This window comes from Moraxella sp. CTOTU46934 (assembly GCF_031979465.1).
In the GTDB taxonomy this organism is placed as follows: domain Bacteria; phylum Pseudomonadota; class Gammaproteobacteria; order Pseudomonadales; family Moraxellaceae; genus Faucicola; species Faucicola tetraodonis.
Window position 1 is genome coordinate 24,815 of record NZ_DALZEG010000012.1, and the last position, 18,376, is coordinate 43,190.

Below are 18,376 nucleotides of genomic sequence, written 5' to 3' on the forward strand. Positions count from 1 at the left end.
ACCACAGGAGCAATCACATGACCCAATTGCGAATTACAGGCATGACCTGCGAATCTTGCGCAGTGCATATCAAGGAAGCTTTGAATAAAGTGGCAGGCGTGCAGTCAGTGGATGTGTCCTACGCCAAGGGTACGGCGCAACTTGCAACCGAGCCAAGCACATCTCTGCCTGCACTGATCGCTGCCGTAGCAGGACTCGGCTACAAGACCACACTCGTAGATGCCGCGCCAACAGAGAAGCACGAAGAGCTACATATCGCCGTCATTGGTAGTGGCGGCGCTGCAATGGCGGCAGCGCTAAAGGCCGTCGAACAAGGCGCGACGGTCACGCTGATTGAGCGCGGCATCATCGGTGGCACTTGCGTCAATGTCGGCTGCGTACCGTCCAAGATCATGATTCGTGCTGCCCATGTCGCCCATTTGCGCCGCGAAAGTTCGTTCGACGATGGTATCGCCGCGACTGTACCAGTGATTGATCGCCGTAAACTTCTGAGCCAGCAGCAGACTCGTGTTGATGAACTACGTCACGCCAAATACGAGGGTATTTTAGAAAGTAATTCATCCATCAACGTGCTACACGGCGTGGCCAGTTTCAAGGATGGCCAAAGTCTCATCGTGCGCTTGAATGACGGCGATGAGCGCGTTGTGGCATTCGATCGCTGCCTGATCGCCACGGGTGCCAGTTCATCCATTCCGCTCATCGCTGGCTTGAAAGACACGCCGTACTGGAATTCCACCGAAGCCTTGGTCAGTGACACCATTCCCAAACGCTTGGCTGTGATTGGTTCGTCTGTAGTCGCGCTGGAACTGGCTCAGGCATTTGCCAGATTAGGTAGTCAAGTCACGATTCTGGCACGCAGTACGCTGTTCTTTCGTGAAGACCCCGCTATCGGTGAAGCGATCACCGCCGCCTTCCGTGCCGAAGGGATCACGGTGCTGGAACACACGCAAACCAGCAACGTCGTACATCAGGATGGTGAATTTGTACTTACCACGGGACACAGCGAAGTACGTGCCGATAAGCTATTGGTCGCCACGGGCCGAACACCGAACACGCGCAGCTTGGCATTGGATATGGCAGGTGTTGCCGTCAACGCGCAAGGAGCTATCGTCATCGACAAAGGCATGCGTACCAGTGCCACACACATTTATGCCGCTGGCGACTGTACGGATCAACCACAATTTGTCTATGTAGCCGCCGCCGCTGGCACCCGTGCGGCCATTAATATGACAGGCGGTGATGCTGCAATCAATCTAACAGCTATGCCAGCGGTGGTGTTCACCGATCCACAAGTCGCTACCGTGGGCTACAGCGAAGCGGAAGCGCATCACGACGGGATTGAGGCCGACAGCCGCCTACTTACGCTGGATAACGTACCGCGTGCGCTCGCCAACTTCGACACGCGCGGCTTCATCAAATTGGTCATCGAAGAAGGTAGCGGACGACTCATTGGCGTACAGGCTGTGGCACCTGAAGCGGGCGAACTAATTCAAACGGCAGCGCTTGCGATACGTAACCGCATGACCGTTCAGGAATTGGCTGACCAGTTGTTCCCCTACCTGACGATGGTCGAGGGACTGAAGCTCGCGGCGCAGACTTTCTCCAAGGATGTGAAGCAGCTTTCGTGCTGCGCGGGGTAAAGGGAACAATTATGGATATCACACGCTACGTTACAGAGATTGCCAATCGTCTCATCCCAGCCAATCAGCCTAAAAACTTAGCAAGTCTATTTAGTGTATTGCTGCATGAACTGATTAAAGGGCAATCAGTTTCACCCACAATCCTGGCAACGGCTTTAAATTGCGACCTTGAGCAATTAGCGTCGATACTTAAAGAAATTCCTGGTATCGAATATGACAATACGGGAGATATTGTCGGGTATGGTCTCACGCAACGCGAAACCATGCACACCGTTGAAATTAATGGCCAACGGCTATACACATGGTGCGCACTCGATACCTTGATTTTTCCACCGCTGCTTAATCAAACCGCTTATGTGCATTCACGTTGTGCGAGCACCAGCGTGCCTATATTGCTTACTGTTACACCCGATGAGGTGTTGGACATCACTCCATCTGATGCCGTGGTATCACTGATACTTCCGCAGAATAAAACTGATATTCGTTTATCATTTTGCTGTCATGTACATTTTTTTGCCTCCAGCCGTGTAGCTCACGACTGGGCTTTAGAGCACCCACGAGTTGAAATAGTGACTGTCCAAGAAGCATATGAATTGGGGCGTAAACTGGCTAGGCATTTGTCGGCAGTAGGTCAAGCAACAAATTAAAGAAGTCTTTGGCAGCATGTAATATTTCTTATAAAAACTCCCATCTTATTTATATAAAACGCCATAACACAGGATAACGGCTAGTTATCCTGTGTCATTTATCATCCAAAAATAACTTGATTAATTGAAATTGTTAGTATGTAATTACGTGGTATGTAATATATTACACTATAGAGTGGGAGTGCTGTTATGGCGCGCACGGGACTGTATAAATCTGAAGTTAAGAAGGCTCGTGAGTCTTTACTGGCACAAAGTAAATACCCCTCCGTCGATGCGGTGCGCGTAGAACTCGGCAATACAGGGTCAAAAACGACCATTCATAAGTATTTGAAAGAGCTTGAAGAGGAGGACGGCGGAGCCACTAGACACAAAGTTGACATCAGTGAGGCTTTACAGAATCTCATTTCGAGACTCTCTAGCCAATTGCAAGATGAGGCTAATGTTCAAGTCAATGAAATACGTGCTGAAAGTACCGTAAAGGATCAACAACATGCTGAACAATTATTAGCTTTACATACTGAAATTGAAGCATTGGGTAATCGAGTGCGGCTGTCAGAAAGCACTCTGCTTCAGGAAAAGTCGTCTCATCACGAAACGCATATTGCCCTACAAAAGGAAACGATAGCTCGTCATACGTTAACGCAACAAGTTGCCGACTTGAATGATCGTCTGGCCGAGAATGAGGCGCATCGTCAGTCACTTGAAGAAAAACACCAGCACGCACGAGATGCTTTAGAACACTACCGCCAATCCGTTAAAGAGCAACGAGAGCAAGATCAACGACGCCATGAGCTACAGATACAGCAATTACAAGCAGAACTGCGTCAAGTACAGCAGACAGTCATCATCAAACAAGATGAATCAACCAAATTGAATCAAGAGAGTACGCGTTTGGCCGCAGATTTATCCCATGCTCAAAGAGGCTTGAGCGATGAGTTACATAAGAATCAGCGACTGGCTCAGCAACTACAAGCCAATGAGCAACATAGTAAAGTGTTGGAAGTTCAACTTGTAGATAGAGAAATCATGATCGCAAATCAAAATGATCAACTGGTTGAAGCAACAAATCAAATGGAATCATTCAGCGCTAAAGTGCATGGTCTTCAGCTAGAATTAGCAACTGCAAATGCCAAGTTGGAAGCGCAGGACTCCATTTTAGGTGAATTGCGCGATTTTATGAGCAAAACGAACTTCAAGGCATTGGTGGAGTAAATTTCACCCCAAAATTTACATCGTAAAGCTAATTCGGGTAGTGCAGTGGATAAAGAGAAATATTAAATAAAAAATTTAAAAACAATTATTTACTTCTTATTTTGCGGAATTTTACACGAATCCCAGCCGACCCTCAAGCTGTGCCGTCCGTCTGAGGTGGTGCTAGATTTGATTGATATGCCTTTAACTCAAACTTTTGTCAAGGAAGACGGGGAAAAGATTGAGCCGAAATCTTAAGTAAGAATTGGCAGTAAGCTGTCCTATTATGAGCTACATATAGATACCCAAGTATTATATGTTACCTCTACCGTATTGCCTCTAGCTCTGTCGTAGATAGTTTAATTCCTTCTTCTATTAAAGTGGGTGCGAATTGTAATGAATGAATTACTTTGCACTTATCGACAGAATCTTGTTGACAATTGCTCATTGTGTGTAATAAGGCTCGAATAGTTTGTAATTGCTGTATTTTTTGTTCAATCTGTGCCAAATGGCTAGCAACTAGCTTATCCGCTATCACACAGCTTTGGTTGGGATTTTGCTTAAGTTGATTAAAAGCCTTAATTTCTTGCATTGTAAAACCTAATGAACGACAGGTTTTAATAAATTCTAATTGTTCAATAGCATGCTGGTTAAAATAGCGGTACGCATTTTCGCCTCGACTGGCTTTATTTATCGCCCCAATTTTCTCATAGTAACGGATAGTTTCGATATTAATCCCTGTTTTTTTACTTAACTCGCTGATTTTAAATATAGACATAAGTGACCTTTTCGTATGACTTGGATTATTATTACTTGACCCTGTAGTGACTACAGGGTTTATAGTAACAGGTAATCTTTAATAAAACCATTAGAAAGGTGTCGTATGTCAAAAAATTGTTGCTGTACCGACGAGGAAGAAAAAATCATAACCGCTAGCCATGGCAACCATGAGGGTCACAGTAATGAAGATGGGCATGACCAGTCGCATGACACAAGTGACAAAACCACGTTTCAGCTTTTTTTACCAGCGATAATTGCCTTTGTGGTATTAGCCATTGGGCTAGTGCTTGACCATGTGATAAAACCTGTATGGTTCACGGAAATACCACGCTTTATTGTATATGCCATTGCTTATATTCCTGTGGGCTTTCCTGTGTTAAGAGAGGCTTTTGAAAGTATCAAGTCTGGCAATTGGTTTTCAGAATTTTTTCTGATGGGTATTGCGACCATTGGGGCATTTGCCATTGGCGAATACCCCGAGGGTGTTGCCGTCATGCTTTTTTATACTATAGGGGAAATCTTTCAAGCAATGGCAGTACAACGTGCAAAGGGAAATATCAAAGCTTTGCTTGACCAACGTCCTGATGAGGTCACCATCATTGAAAATAACCAACCCAGCATTGTTAAAGCTATATCCGTGGGTGTCGAACAAATTATTCAGCTAAAAGCAGGTGAAAAGCTAGCACTGGATGGGGTCTTACTTTCTGATACCGCTTCATTTAATACCTCGGCTTTGACAGGGGAAAGTAAACCCGATACCAAACGTCAAGGCGATGTGGTATTGGCAGGGATGATTAATTTACAAAATGTGGTGCAAATTAGAGTTACGACTGCTTATCAAGATTCCAAGCTGTCTAAAATTTTAGCCTTAGTGCAAGATGCGACCCGCCAAAAAGCCCCGACTGAGCTTTTTATCAGTAAGTTTGCCAAAATTTATACCCCGATAGTAGTTGCCTTAGCGATTGCTATTACCCTTGTACCCTATTTCTTTGTGGCTGATTATGTGTTTAGTAATTGGCTGTATCGGGCTTTGGTATTTTTAGTCATATCTTGCCCTTGTGCTTTGGTGATTTCGATTCCGCTTGGCTATTTTGGTGGTATTGGGGCAGGTAGCCGTAATGGAATTTTATTTAAGGGCAGTAATTTTTTAGATACCCTAGCGACCATTGACAATGTGGTGATGGATAAAACGGGAACGATGACTGAGGGGGTGTTCAAAGTCCAAGAGGTAAACATTGAGCCAGCCTTTGACCCAAATATGATGCTAGGCTATCTAAATGCTATAGAAAGCAAATCTACGCATCCCATAGCTACCGCAGTCCACGAGTATGTTGGGCAAGTCGATAGCACGATTGCCCTAGACAATGTGCAGGAGATTGCGGGGTATGGTTTAACCGCTAGTATCAAGGGGCAATCTTTTTTAGCAGGAAATGCAAAATTATTGGATAAATTTAATATTCAATATCCTAGCGAAGTGGCTCAAAGTATTGATACTGTCATCGTTATGGCGTATGCAGGGCAATATGTGGGCTTTCTTACCATTGCCGACCAAATCAAAGCAGATGCTTCTCATGCCGTTGATACCTTAAAACAGCTTGGGGTCACGACTACAATGTTAAGTGGTGATAAAACCGCCGTAGTAAAGTCAGTCGCCGACAAGTTACACATTGAACGTTATTTCGGTGATTTATTGCCTGAAGATAAAGTAACCCACTTAAAAACTATCAAAGACCAACCTTCTAATAAAGCCAATAAAAAACAAACCGTGGCATTTGTGGGAGATGGAGTGAATGATGCTCCTGTCGTCGCTTTAAGTGATGTGGGTATTGCTATGGGAGGCTTGGGCAGTGATGCCACAATTGAAACCGCTGACGTGGTCATTCAAGATGATAAACCATCAAAAATTCCAATGGCGATTAATATTGGCAAACAAACCCGTAAAATTGTTTGGCAAAATATTACCTTGGCATTTGTGGTCAAAGCTATTGTACTAATATTGGGTGCTGGCGGTGTGGCGACGATGTGGGAGGCAGTATTTGCTGATGTGGGTGTGGCTTTATTAGCCATTATCAATGCCATGCGAATCCAACGTATGGACTTTGTGGATAAACGCTAATGTGGTATATCCATTTAATTATTTAATCAAAATTTTAACTAAAAATGGCTACTCGTCTATAAGGAATTTTTCATGAAAAAAACTACACTTACCCTAGTGACTACGCTACTTGCTCTTTCAGCCACGTTGGTTGCTTGTGGACAACAAACCACCACTAATTCAAATAATAGCCAAACTCCCACTACAACTAATGCCCAATCTACACCACAAGGCGAATCTGATACTATTACTGCCAAGCAAGTCGCTACAGATACCTTAGTACGCTCGCATTCACCTATTATTGGTAAGGTAGATGCCCCTGTAACTATAGTAGAGTTTTTTGACCCTTCATGTGAGGCGTGTCGGGCAATGAATCCGTATGTTAAACAAATCATCAATGAGCATAATGGTAAGGTAAGGCTGGTGCTACGTTACACCTTATTTCATAAAGGCTCTGAACAAGTGGCTCGTATTTTAGAAACTGCCAAAGAACAGGGTATATACGAACCAGTTTTAGCAGCGGTATTTGAAGCCCAACCGCAGTGGCATGACGACGAAACAGTTAAAGCGGCTTGGCAAGCGGCTATCAAGGCTGGGCTTGATGAACAAAAAGCTCGTGCCAGTATGAATAGTGATAAAATTAACCAAGTACTGAAACAAGACATGGACGATGCCAAAACTATTAAAATCTCAGGTACACCGACTTACTATGTCAATGGCAAGTTGCTAACTAAACTATCACCCGATGGGTTACAGGCAATGGTTGCCAATGAAGTCAAAACCACAGCCAAACCATAAAGAGTTCGTTAAGTCGTCATTTACCTAATACCTAAATTTATCGAGTTGTTATGCAGCCGTCGAAAAACACCTTAAGTGATATTAAAAATCCCCAAACTGCTTGGCTATGGTATGGCTTAAGTGCGTTGGTGGTTGGGATTGACCAACTTTCCAAGGTATATTTTGAAAATAACTTTCAGTTATACCAAACAGTATCGGTCATTGAGCCAATCTTTAACTTTACCCTAGCCCATAACTATGGAGCTGCCTTTAGCTTTCTTGCTGACCAAGGCGGTTGGCAACGTTTCTTTTTTAGTGGGTTAGCATTTGGCGTATGTGGATTTATTATTGTCTATTTAAGGCGTTTACCCCGTGATACAGGGGTGTTATCAGCAGGATTGGCATTGATAATGGCAGGGGCGTTAGGTAACTTGATGGATAGGGTGCGTTTAGGCTATGTGGTTGATTTTCTACATGTGCACTATGCGAATGTGTGGAACTTCCCGATTTTTAATTTGGCGGATGTGGCGATTAATCTTGGCGTAGTATTGGTATTGATAGATAGCTTTTTTTTGGAAGCTAAACGTCGAGAACCACCTATGATAGATGCTTAAATAATATCTATAAATTCAATTAAGCTACAAACCGAAAATACGAATCAAGATATGAGTTATAAGTGCCAGCAATATGATAACTAAAAATATAATTTCCTCCTATCAACGAAGTTATTTTATTTCGTTAGTTCAACTATTAGCTATTGTTTTTATCATAGCTATCAAGGTAACTCCAGCCCATGCTATAAATTTGTCTGATATTTTTAGTTCAAATAACGCCAATACGACCAATCCATCCAAACCGTTGCCCGTTCAAGAGGCATTTGCGATAACAACGACCCAGCAAGGTAATCAGCTCACTATTCAGGCAAATGTCAAAGATGGCTATTTTGTATATCAAGATAAGCTCAAACTTGAATTACCTCAAGGTGTGAATGCCACACCTTTGGTTTTTGACCAAACTGCCACGTTTGTGAATGACCCCAGTTTCGGGCGTGTACCTATTATTGATAAAAGCTTTACTGCTAAAACGACACTTTCTGTATTAAAACCTATGCAAGCACAGCCTGCTATTGTGAAGTGGCAAGGCTGTGCTAAGATGGGACTATGTTACCCTCCTGAAAAAGTAAATTTCACCTTACAGCCTATCACGCCACAAGCCGCTAGTGCTGTGCCTACGACCCTACGTCCATCGCCCAATAATACCACTCCTGTTATCACAGACAAGGCCCCACTCTCGCCACCTATCACGACCGACATCACAGCTCAACATCCCTCACAGGGTGACAATGATATTTTTGGGTTGAGTCGGCATACAGGCTGGGCATTACTATTGTTATTTTTGGCAGGGTTGGGTTTATCATTTACGCCATGTGTACTACCAATGCTACCTATCGTGGTGAATATTGTGGCACGTCAGCATAGTCCTTCTGCTAAAAAAGGCTTGTTATTAACAGGTAGCTATGGTGTGGGTGTAGCAACCAGTTATGGATTAGTGGGGGCATTGGTTGCAGTATTTGGGCAATCGCTTGGCTTGATGAATATGCTCCAACAGCCAATTATTTTACTAAGCTTTGCAACGGTGTTTGTGCTTTTGGGCTTGTATATGCTTGATGCCATACCATTTCCCCTCTCTGCTCGATTGTCACGCTTAGGTCAAACAATAAGTAATATAGGTACAAGCCGTCTAGGAAGTATGTCGGGCAGTTTCATTACAGGATTTTTTTCAGCCATGGTTGTGTCGCCTTGTGTATCCGCCCCGCTTGCAGGAGCATTGGCAGGGGTAGCTACTTTGGGTAACCCTGTAATTGGGTTTTTTGCTTTATTCCTGTTAGGGCTTGGACTTTCTACACCTTTGATTATTTTAGGTGCAACACAGGGAAATTTTATGCCAAAAACAGGAGAATGGATGGTATGGGTAAAAACAGGTTTTGCTTTGATGTTATTCGCTGTGGCTTTAGTAATGATAGAAAGGGTGTTGATATCTCATTTCATGTTAGGGATATGGGCGATATGGTTTATGGTCGTGGCAACATGGCTATGGCATTGGCAAGGTATTGGACAAAAACAAGAACCATCACACGGACGAATAGTAATCAAGGCAATTGCCCTTATAACGGCAATTTGGGCAAGTATTTTATTAATTGGAATGGCATTGGGTAGTCAAGATAGCTGGCAACCCCTAAAAACCATCAAAACATCAAGTGTTGCAAGTAGCATCACAGACCAATCACCAAAAATCACTAAGATATATAAAATGAGCGAGTTAAACCCTATTTTAGCGAACAATCCAAAGGTTTTAGTTGATGTAACTGCTGATTGGTGTATTACTTGTCGAACTATGGATAAAACGTTATTTGAAACACCACCAGCCCAGCTTAATGATTGGCAAGTAATAAAAATGGATGTCACCGATGATACAGTGGATAGTAAAGAAGTGTACCAAGCATTGGACGTATTTGCTCCGCCTGCTTTGTTATATTATCAAGAAGGTAAACTTGTTGCTCGTCAAGATGGTAATGTAGAACGGGAGGTATTTGAAAAACAATTAGCTCAATTAAATGATAAGCTAAGAATACCAAATATAGTACGATAAGAATGAACTAGCCCAAAATTCGAACCATATAGGGCGGTAATGACATTTGTTTAGTTTCTTACCCAATTTACCATAATAAGAAAAACACATCATTAACAAAACCTGTGGAAAACATTAATTTATGAAAAAGTTTATCCTTTTAACCGTGTCAATCGCAACGCATTCATTAATACCGAAATCGAACTTAACGCCATCGCCCCTGCCGCTAACATCGGATTAAGCAAGCCCACCATGGCAAAGCCAATGCCTATCATATTGTAAATAAAAGCAAAAAACAGGTTTTGCTTAATATTTCTTAATGTGGCTCGGGCAATCGTTACCGCTGACAACACATGGCTAATAGAGTGACTGCCATCGCCCATCAAACGAGCCGAAGCACTGTGTTGGGCGATATCCGTGCCATTTTGTACCGCAAAGCTAGCGGTAGCCGTTGCCATGGCAGGGGCATCATTTACGCCATCGCCAACCATCGCCACTTTTTTGCCATTTTGCTGTAGTTCGCTGATTTTTGTGGCTTTATCCCGAGGTGAAAGTTCGCCAATCGCGATATCAATTTTGACTTGTCCACCTATATAATCGGCAACCGATTGTTTATCACCGCTTAACATTATTGTGGTTAAGCCCAGTTTTTTAAGTGAGGCAATGGCGGTCATACTGTCCGCTTTCAAGCTATCTGCAAGGGCAAACATGGCAATCGGTACGTCATTCACGCTAACGGCAACAAGGCTTGCAACTTGCCATGTTTTTTCTGCCAAAATCTCTTGCGGTAACGTCATATTGGTAAAAGCAGGGCTACCGACTTTTACCAAGCCAATATCTGCAATGTCGCCTTGTATGCCTTTGCCTGTCACATTTTCTACGTTATTGACGGTAAAGGTATTTTCCAAGTTAAAGGTTTTAGCATAGTCAAGCATGGCAGTCGCTAATGGATGATTGGCATGGGTTTCAAGCGTGGCGGTGATTTGAGCGATTTCGGCTAAATTTAACTCTTCATCAAACAGATAATGTGCTACGACTTGCGGTTTGCCTTCGGTAATCGTACCTGTTTTATCCAAGGCAATGGTATCCACCGAGCCAGTCGCTTCTAAGGCTTGGGCATCTTTAAACCACACCCCATGCCGAGAAGCAACGCCCATCCCTGCCATAATCGCAGACGGCGTGGCAAGCCCCATGGCACACGGACAGGCAATCACCAACACCGCCACGGCTCGCATTAAGGCGGTATCAAACGAGCCAAGCACATAAAAATTGCCGATAAACGTGAGTATCGCAATCACCACCACCACAGGCACAAACACCCCTGCCACACGGTCAGCGATACGGGCGATATTGGCTTTACTGCCTTGGGCGTCATTGAGGGCGGTAATCATGTCGCCAAGCTGGGTTTGGCTCCCAATGGCGGTTGCCCGATATTCGAGTGTACCGCTGGACAGCATTGCCCCTGCCATCACGTTGTCGCCGTTTTTTTTGGGAATCGGCAAGGATTCACCTGTGAGATGACTTTCGTCACACCACGCTTCGCCCCCTGTAACAGCAGTCACCACACCATCACAGGCAATACGGTCACCGTGTTTTGCCAGTAAAATCTGCCCGATTTTGACCTTGGATAACGGCGTTTGTTGCCAGTCATTTCCCACTTTTAGCAAAACATTACTTGGTGTGAGTTCTAGCAACAGATTAATGCTGTTTAAACTGTGTTTTTTGGTGCGTTCTTCCAGATATTTGCCCAATCGCACAAAGGCTATGACCATCACCCCTGCCTCAAAATACACATCAGGCATAGCGTGAGCCGTATCGTGCATGGCGTGCGAACTCTCCATAGTTAGCCACACATAAGTCGAATACGCCCAAATGGTCAGCGTTCCCAATACCACTAATACGTCCATATTGGCAAGTCCACCTCGAATACTCGCCCACGCACTTTTATAAAATGGCAATGCCAAACCAAACTGAACAATCGTGGCTAAAATAAACTGCACCCAAATCGCGGGCATAAAGTCGTGTTTGCCAATCATCATGCCCAGCATACCCCACAAAAACGGCAATAAACACAGCCAAATCAATATCAGCCGAAGTGGCGGTGTGACGCTTTCTGTGGCTTTGTCTTGGGAAAACATCGCATCGGCTTGCTGAATGTGGGCGGTATAGCCTGTTTTCTTAACCCAGTCTAGCACTTCATCGGCATTGGTTTGGCTGTCGTCAAAACTCACATGGGCGGTTTCATTGGCATAATTCACCGTTGCTTCAAGAATGGCAGGTTTTTTATTCAGCACCTTTTCGATACGATTGGCACAGGCTTGGCAAGTCATACCACCAATATCAAGATTGATAGTTTCGGTCGTCATGGCAGTTTTTATTTCCTTAAAACATTCATTGCTAAAGGTAAAATACGCCTTTTAAATGAATTAAAAGGCGTATTATTGGTATTTTGATAAAAATAAGAAATTGATGATATTTTTAACTCGCTTCAAATCCTGCATCTTCAATGGCTTGTTTTAAGGCAGTTTCATTGGTTTGGCTATCATCAAAGTTAATCACCGCATTGTTTTGCTCTAGGCTCACATCGGCTTGCTGTACGCCTGTCACTTGATTAAGGGCGTTGGTGACGCTTTTGACACAGCCACCACAGGTCATGCCGTTAATGTTTAGGGTAGTGGTTTGATTACTCATAGTCGTTCCTTTGGTTTTATTAAAGTGGTTTAATTATTTAATTATTTAGTTTTTTTACTGTCAAGCCATGCTTGCATTTGCTTAATTTCAGGGTCTTGGGCAGATTTTATCTGCTTGGCAAGTTGTAGCATCTCTTTGTCTTTGCCCATTTTTAATTCCGTATTCGCCATGTCAATTGCCCCTTGATGATGTGGTATCATACCTTTGGCAAAGGCAACATCGGGGTCACTGTCCATAATGCCTTGCATCATGGCATCATGGCTTTTCATATCCATTTCAGGCATAGCGGTATTAGTAGGGGCTTTGTCATCTTTGTGTTTGCTAAGCCACGTTTGCATTTGTGTGATTTCTATTTGTTGGGCTTTAATAATATTTTCTGCCAAGGCTCGCATTTCGCTGTCTTTGCCGTATTTTAGCTGAATTTTTGCCATATCAATCGCCCCTTGATGGTGGGCAATCATACCTGTAGCAAAAGCAACATCAGGGTTAGCAATATGGCTGGCAGACATCATCTGTTCGTGCATGGTGTTCATGGATTGCATATACTCGGCAACGTGGGCAGGTTGGCTAGCAGTAGGACTGCTTGCTGTTCCCATGCCATTCATTTTGCTCATATCATGTCCTGCACGGGCGGTTTCATTTGTCTTTGTGGATGCTACTACGCTACTGGCGCTACTTGCGGTTACTGGATTAGTTGATTTCTCAGTTTTGGTAGGCTGATTGCAGGCGGTTAATAGGGCGATAGAACTGAATAAGGCTAAAGCTTTGAATTTGGTAGAAAGTACGTTCATACGTTTTTACTTTTGTTAGTCGGAGATTTAATTTATACTCAGTATAAAGCTTAACACTATGTTAGGGTCAAGCTATTTCTTTGTTATTCTTTTGTAAAAGGAAATATAGTGAATATTAAACAGGTAGAACAAACCACAGGCTTGACCGCTCGCCAAATCCGAGAGTATGAAAAAATCGGGCTAATTCCTGCGATTACTCGCACACCGTCAGGTTATCGGGACTATTCACAGGATAGTATTGAGCGTTTACAATTTATTAAACGAGCGAGAGACGTAGATTTTTCGTTAGCAGAAATCAAGGTATTACTGGCAATGCAGGACAATCCATGTCGTAATAATAGTGAGGTTAAAGCCTTAACCGCACAGCATATTGTGACATTAAACGAAAAAATCGAGCAATTACAAGCCATGAAAAGCACATTACAAGTTTGGCATGATAGTTGTAAAGGGGATGGGATGGCAGAATGTGGGATTTTAGATAAATTGGCTATTAAAGAGTGAATATTGCTTATTAGGGGTCATCTAAGAATTCGAACCATATTGTACGCTAAGGAATTTTGTCGAGTATTTTCAAAATTGAGACTATCTCATTCGCCTAAAAAACACCGCCCACTACCATCGTCTTACTTCATTTAACAACATTATCAAATAAGTCTAATCTAACATTCGTCACCCAAACTGTCAGAGACCCACAATATTAAGCCAAAAACGAGACCCAACTATGCCTACTTTATCGCCCCAACATCATAAGATTTTTACCACGGATAATCACCAACTTGCCGCATTTACGTATGGTGATAGCACTTTACCGCCTTTGGTATTGGTGCATGGCTATCCCGACCGCCATACGGTTTGGGAAAAAGTCATACCCCATCTCATTGCCGATTTTTTTGTGATAGCCTATGACGTGCGAGGGGCAGGGGAGTCAGACTGTCCGACATATATAAAAGCGTATCATTTATTACAACTCAGTGAGGATTTGCAAGCCGTGGCAAAGCAACTGCTTGGTGATAAGCCGTTTCATCTTGCTGCCCATGATTGGGGTTCAATTCAGGCGTGGGAAGCGGTGACTGACCTAAAATTGGCGGGCAAAATTTTATCATTTTCTACCATTTCAGGTCCTTGCCTTGACCATGTGGCACTTTACTTACGCAGTATTGGTTCTCAGCCTGCCAAGCTGTTGTCGATACTGAGTAAATCTTGGTATATCGGCATGATGCACTTGCCCTTTCTCGCACCTACTTTTTGGCAAACTTACTCACCTAAGCAATGGCAAAAACACGTTCAAAAGCTAGAAAACACCCAGGATATTCCGCTTGATACCTTGGTACAAGCGGATGGTAAACATGGGATAGCCCTGTATCGGGCGAATTTTTTACCCAGAAACTTACGCCCTCGTCAGCGTTTTGCCCATAGCCCTGTGCAAGCGATTGTTTTAACCCAGGATAAATTCGTTAGTGCTGACTACATTGATGCCATGCCACAATGGGTTAAAAATTTTCAAAAGGTTAGTGTCAATAGCAACCATTGGGGCATATTAAGCCAGCCCAATGTGATTGCCGAACATATTCGCCACTTTGCCAGGCAGGTTTAATTAGCCCAACCAAATAGCAGTGCCTATTAGGATTATTTTTCAGTTGTGATATGTCTAAAAACGCTGGTTTTTTAGACAGTTATCCCATTATCAATTTTAGAAATACTCGACAAGATTCTGTAGCGTACTATTTTCTCCGTTTTCTGTGCTGACCCCTATATTAAGGTTTTTAACTAAAGAGTTTATCAAACGATGAATTGGGAACTTTGGACATTGGCGGTATCGGCGTTTACGTCGGCAACGGTGTTGCCAGGCACATCCGATATCGCTTTAACTGCTTTGCTCTTACGAAATCCTAACGATTGGCTAAGTATCTTTTTGGTTGCCTCAGTTGCCAATAGCTTGGGCGGCATTGTATCGTATGGACTTGGCTATTGGCTACCCAAACGCCACCGCATTTCTGATAAAGCCAAACGCCTATTCGAGAAATATGGTGTTTGGGCATTATTATTATCATGGATGCCTGTTATTGGTGATTTATTGCCGATTGGGGCAGGTTGGTTGCGATTGAATGTTTGGCTGTCGGCGGTAATGATATTGTTGGGTAAAAGTATTCGGTATGCGGTTTTGACTGTTTTGGTACTAGGAGGCGGTTGGGCGTGAGGGCTATACCGCGTCAGGTTCGCATAAGGGATGGGTAACCTATTAGAAGTCAGCATAGAATTCGAACCATATTGTACGCTAAGGAATTTTGTTGAGTATGTTTAAAATTGAGGATATGTCATTCGTCTAAAAAACGCTACCTTACCCCACCGACTGACTTCATTTGACAGTTTTGTCAAATAATGCCCCTTCAAAATTAATTATCCAATAGCGTGCTAATAGATAATTAATTCAGCAAAAGTAAAAGTCGCTGATTATCAGCGATTTATTTTTATCTATTACCTTTACACAGGTTATTTTCTCTATTAAATTAGGTAAATAGATAACAATACTTCGCTAACAAATTAAGCCGCCATACGCCCAAACTCAAGGAATTCAGAAATTTTACGCCTATTAATAGCAAGTTTGGGATTAATAGCGAACATTGAAATAAACTTATTCACCATTAGCTCATTATTATAGCGGGTTTTCACATCACTCATCGAAAATACAATATCTGTATTAGGCATCGCATTTTTCTTTGGTAGCCAGTATTTAACCTTTGCCAAATTGATAGCGGTCAGTGACATATTCCAATGAAAGTCAATTTTTTCTTTACTGCGTGCTTCACAGTCATTTAAACCTGTATGCTGTTTGGCATCCCGATATAAAAACTCAATCTGAAATCGAGTTTTATAAAAATCTAAAATATCTTGCCAATCTTGGGTTAAGTCGGTACTAAAGTAGATTCGGTGTTGCCATTTGTTGTGTTTGGTTAAAGTTTTGACAATGACGATATTGAGTGTTATTTTTAAGGCAACGCTATAGGCTTGCATATGATAAATCCTCTCTTTACCATTATCTTGAACACAGGTTGTATGGTGCAGGGAGAGATTTTTATAGTCCACTTTACCGTCATATACTTTGGATCTGCCACGCCCTTTTTGTTCCCCTGTGTATAAATAGTTTAAATTGGCATCATTTCTAAGTCGTGATACGATTTCAAACTTCTCTGCACGCATAGGTGTGATAAAGCTGTCTTTGGAAAAATAGGCATCAACGACAAGGTATTTTGATAGGGTTAATAGGGCTTCTTTATGCTCCAGTAGTTTGCGTTTATAGAATGTAAGCAGGTTTTCATCATGTTTCACGTCAATGGTTTTTATGGCTTTGAGGTGGAAGGCGGTGTGATGGTCTATGTCTAGTATTGCCAATCCCCCTAATTCTAATCCCCATTTCATTTGCCCAGCTACCCCTGACCAAAAGTAGTTTACCCCTGCGGTATGTTTGCCTGTTTTGTTGATGTAACTTGGGTCAAAGGCAATGGCTTTTTTGCCTTCAATGTGTTGTTCTATCAATATTTTGTTAAAGTTAAAAAAGTCAAACGGCTTGGCAAATAGGTTTCGATAGCTTTCTTCGTTTCTGCCACTGTATCGGGCTAGTTGTGAGAAGTTGATTTTGTCTTTGATGAATAAAAAAAATTTAGGGTGAGGCAAAATGCTGTGATGATTCGTTTGTCTATTTTGATGCCAAGTTGTAATTTCATTTGCGTTAAGATGCTAATAATTATATCATTCATGTGGGGTATTCTCTGGTAGTGGTGGTGTCGTAACCTAATTATCGGAGAATACCTTATTTTTTTCAATCTATTTTGTTTTTCTGCCTATACTTAATCTAAATTGTGATTCTAAGTTTCTGATTTATATAATTTTTCTATACTTGTTAGCGAAGTATTGAATTATAAATGCCAAGCATAAGGTTTTGGCATTTACTCATTTAGTGATTTCAAAGTTACAGATTAACCAGTGATTTTAGCGTTACCCGTCACGTTTGAGCTGAAACCAACTTATCAATAGAGATTATCATGTCAAATAAATATTCTATTAAATTTTCAATCCTCGTCAGCTTATCAGCGTTATCTTTGGTCGCTTGTAGCAATCAAGTCGCGAAAAATAGTCAAACAGATACCATCGCCTCAACGCCTCAAACAACTCAGCAGCGTCAGGCGATAACCACCATTCCTAACGTTCAAACTCAAATCTCAGATACATTGAAAAACAATACGTTAACGGTACATCGCGACCCGAACTGTGGCTGTTGTCATAGTTGGATTGAGCATGCTAAATCCTACGGTGTGATGATTGTTGACAAAGTCACCAGTAATGAGGCAGTTACAGCGATCAAAGCGCAGCATCAATTACCAACGTCAATGTACTCTTGCCATACCATCATAAGCCAAGACGGTTATGTGTTTGAGGGTCATGTGCCGGTCAAGTATATGGATAAGTTCCTACAAAACCCGCCCAAAGACGCTATTGGTCTAGCCACACCGGGTATGCCAATGGGTAGTCCAGGCATGGAAATGGGTGATCAATTCAGTCCTTATACTATTATGCTGATAAAAAAAGACGGTAGTACCGCGCCTTATGCTAGTATTAAACAAGCAAACGAACAATATTGAAGATATTAGCCAGTACAGCGCTAGGTAACACTGATTGGGTCACGTCCGGCTATAGGACGTGGCTCTCATATAATATTACAGCAGATTGAGTAAGTTATTTAGTTAATCATCATAAGCAGTTACCCCACATTCTGCTAATGTGAGAAAGGCGGGGTGGTCGGATACTTATTTTAATCCAAATTCTATGCTGATGCCTAATTTATCAGGCCACATCAAAGAAAGCTAAATCAAAGGCTTTAAAGTGATTTTCCAGCTTTTTAGGAAAGTTACAACTTCGCCTAAATGCTCGCCTTACTCGATGTCTGATAATGCAATTATTACCTTCAATGCCTTTTGCAGTCTTTGTATTTATAGTTTCGCTTACCATAGCTTTTGAAACCATTTTTCTTTATATTGTCACTTAGACAGGCTGGGCATTTGATGTATAGTGTCATTTGCATTTCACTATTTATCAATTTCTCAGCCTGTTTTTTTTCTACTTTTTGAACCACCACCCGGA

General features: G+C 42.5%; 17 protein-coding genes and 1 pseudogene. 11 read left to right on the forward strand and 7 right to left on the reverse strand.

Annotation, left to right across the window (positions count from 1 at the left end):
- The first annotated feature begins 17 nt into the window (after positions 1-17).
- The 3 genes from merA to RTN07_RS09370 all read left to right on the forward strand — a co-directional run bounded on the left by merA (position 18) and on the right by RTN07_RS09370 (position 3,499).
- Positions 18-1,640 carry a mercury(II) reductase gene (gene merA, locus RTN07_RS09360; protein WP_076776533.1) on the forward strand — a complete coding sequence of 541 codons (1,623 nt, stop codon included), beginning with the start codon at positions 18-20 and terminating at the stop codon, positions 1,638-1,640.
- Between the two features lie 11 nt (positions 1,641-1,651).
- Positions 1,652-2,287, forward strand: coding sequence for an organomercurial lyase MerB (gene merB / locus RTN07_RS09365; RefSeq protein ID WP_007116054.1), 636 nt, complete (start codon positions 1,652-1,654; stop codon positions 2,285-2,287).
- Positions 2,288-2,476: 189 nt separating this feature from the next.
- On the forward strand, positions 2,477-3,499 hold the full coding sequence (locus RTN07_RS09370; RefSeq protein WP_076776531.1) for a DNA-binding protein: 1,023 nt from the start codon (positions 2,477-2,479) through the stop codon (positions 3,497-3,499).
- A gap of 304 nt (positions 3,500-3,803) precedes the next feature.
- On the opposite strand, the gene RTN07_RS09375 is transcribed toward RTN07_RS09370, so the two are convergent.
- Entirely contained in the window at positions 3,804-4,256 is a 453-nt protein-coding gene (locus RTN07_RS09375) for a MerR family transcriptional regulator (protein WP_036594787.1), read from the reverse strand.
- A gap of 105 nt (positions 4,257-4,361) precedes the next feature.
- Here RTN07_RS09375 and RTN07_RS09380 point away from each other — a divergent pair, with 105 nt between their 5' ends.
- The 4 genes from RTN07_RS09380 (at position 4,362) to dsbD (ending at position 9,779) form a co-directional block, all read left to right on the forward strand.
- The gene (locus RTN07_RS09380) at positions 4,362-6,374 is read left to right on the forward strand and encodes a heavy metal translocating P-type ATPase (RefSeq protein ID WP_203172730.1); all 2,013 of its coding nucleotides are present in this window, start codon (positions 4,362-4,364) and stop codon (positions 6,372-6,374) included.
- Positions 6,375-6,446: 72 nt separating this feature from the next.
- Entirely contained in the window at positions 6,447-7,151 is a 705-nt protein-coding gene (locus RTN07_RS09385; RefSeq protein WP_007116050.1) for a DsbA family protein, read from the forward strand.
- 50 nt (positions 7,152-7,201) lie between these two features.
- Positions 7,202-7,744, forward strand: coding sequence for a signal peptidase II (gene lspA / locus RTN07_RS09390; RefSeq protein ID WP_007116049.1), 543 nt, complete (start codon positions 7,202-7,204; stop codon positions 7,742-7,744).
- Positions 7,745-7,817: 73 nt separating this feature from the next.
- Entirely contained in the window at positions 7,818-9,779 is a 1,962-nt protein-coding gene (dsbD, locus tag RTN07_RS09395) for a protein-disulfide reductase DsbD (RefSeq protein ID WP_282850692.1), read from the forward strand.
- Positions 9,780-9,910: 131 nt separating this feature from the next.
- Here dsbD and RTN07_RS09400 read toward each other — a convergent pair whose 3' ends face one another.
- The 3 genes from RTN07_RS09400 to copM all read right to left on the reverse strand — a co-directional run bounded on the left by RTN07_RS09400 (position 9,911) and on the right by copM (position 13,240).
- A complete protein-coding gene (locus RTN07_RS09400) occupies positions 9,911-12,124 on the reverse strand; it encodes a heavy metal translocating P-type ATPase (RefSeq protein ID WP_159675756.1) in 2,214 nt (737 codons plus the stop codon).
- A gap of 112 nt (positions 12,125-12,236) precedes the next feature.
- Positions 12,237-12,449: a heavy-metal-associated domain-containing protein gene (locus RTN07_RS09405; protein WP_007116046.1), complete on the reverse strand. Its 213-nt coding sequence runs from the start codon at positions 12,447-12,449 to the stop codon at positions 12,237-12,239.
- A 41-nt stretch (positions 12,450-12,490) separates the two neighbouring features.
- Positions 12,491-13,240: a CopM family metallochaperone gene (gene copM / locus RTN07_RS09410; protein WP_076777061.1), complete on the reverse strand. Its 750-nt coding sequence runs from the start codon at positions 13,238-13,240 to the stop codon at positions 12,491-12,493.
- A 108-nt stretch (positions 13,241-13,348) separates the two neighbouring features.
- Between copM and RTN07_RS09415 the strand changes: the two genes are divergently transcribed.
- The 3 genes from RTN07_RS09415 (at position 13,349) to RTN07_RS09425 (ending at position 15,437) form a co-directional block, all read left to right on the forward strand.
- On the forward strand, positions 13,349-13,741 hold the full coding sequence (locus RTN07_RS09415; protein WP_138018156.1) for a MerR family DNA-binding protein: 393 nt from the start codon (positions 13,349-13,351) through the stop codon (positions 13,739-13,741).
- 220 nt (positions 13,742-13,961) lie between these two features.
- The gene (locus RTN07_RS09420) at positions 13,962-14,834 is read left to right on the forward strand and encodes an alpha/beta fold hydrolase (RefSeq protein ID WP_312177678.1); all 873 of its coding nucleotides are present in this window, start codon (positions 13,962-13,964) and stop codon (positions 14,832-14,834) included.
- A gap of 192 nt (positions 14,835-15,026) precedes the next feature.
- Positions 15,027-15,437 carry a YqaA family protein gene (locus tag RTN07_RS09425; RefSeq protein ID WP_007116042.1) on the forward strand — a complete coding sequence of 137 codons (411 nt, stop codon included), beginning with the start codon at positions 15,027-15,029 and terminating at the stop codon, positions 15,435-15,437.
- A gap of 344 nt (positions 15,438-15,781) precedes the next feature.
- Here the strand turns inward: RTN07_RS09425 and RTN07_RS09430 are convergent, their stop codons facing one another.
- Complete coding sequence (locus RTN07_RS09430) at positions 15,782-16,774, reverse strand: transposase (RefSeq protein WP_143822846.1); 993 nt, start codon at positions 16,772-16,774, stop codon at positions 15,782-15,784.
- Positions 16,775-17,280: 506 nt separating this feature from the next.
- Here RTN07_RS09430 and RTN07_RS09435 point away from each other — a divergent pair.
- Entirely contained in the window at positions 17,281-17,877 is a 597-nt protein-coding gene (locus RTN07_RS09435; RefSeq protein ID WP_282850684.1) for a DUF411 domain-containing protein, read from the forward strand.
- Positions 17,878-18,079: 202 nt separating this feature from the next.
- On the opposite strand, the pseudogene RTN07_RS10990 reads toward RTN07_RS09435, so the two are convergent.
- Both RTN07_RS10990 and RTN07_RS11000 read right to left on the reverse strand, forming a co-directional pair.
- Positions 18,080-18,208, reverse strand: a pseudogene (locus RTN07_RS10990) (IS1 family transposase); the annotation flags it as partial.
- The gene (locus tag RTN07_RS11000) at positions 18,201-18,317 is read right to left on the reverse strand and encodes a transposase-like zinc-binding domain-containing protein (protein WP_418001145.1); all 117 of its coding nucleotides are present in this window, start codon (positions 18,315-18,317) and stop codon (positions 18,201-18,203) included. The pseudogene RTN07_RS10990 and the gene RTN07_RS11000, both read right to left, overlap by 8 nt.
- Between the last annotated feature and the right edge of the window lie 59 nt (positions 18,318-18,376).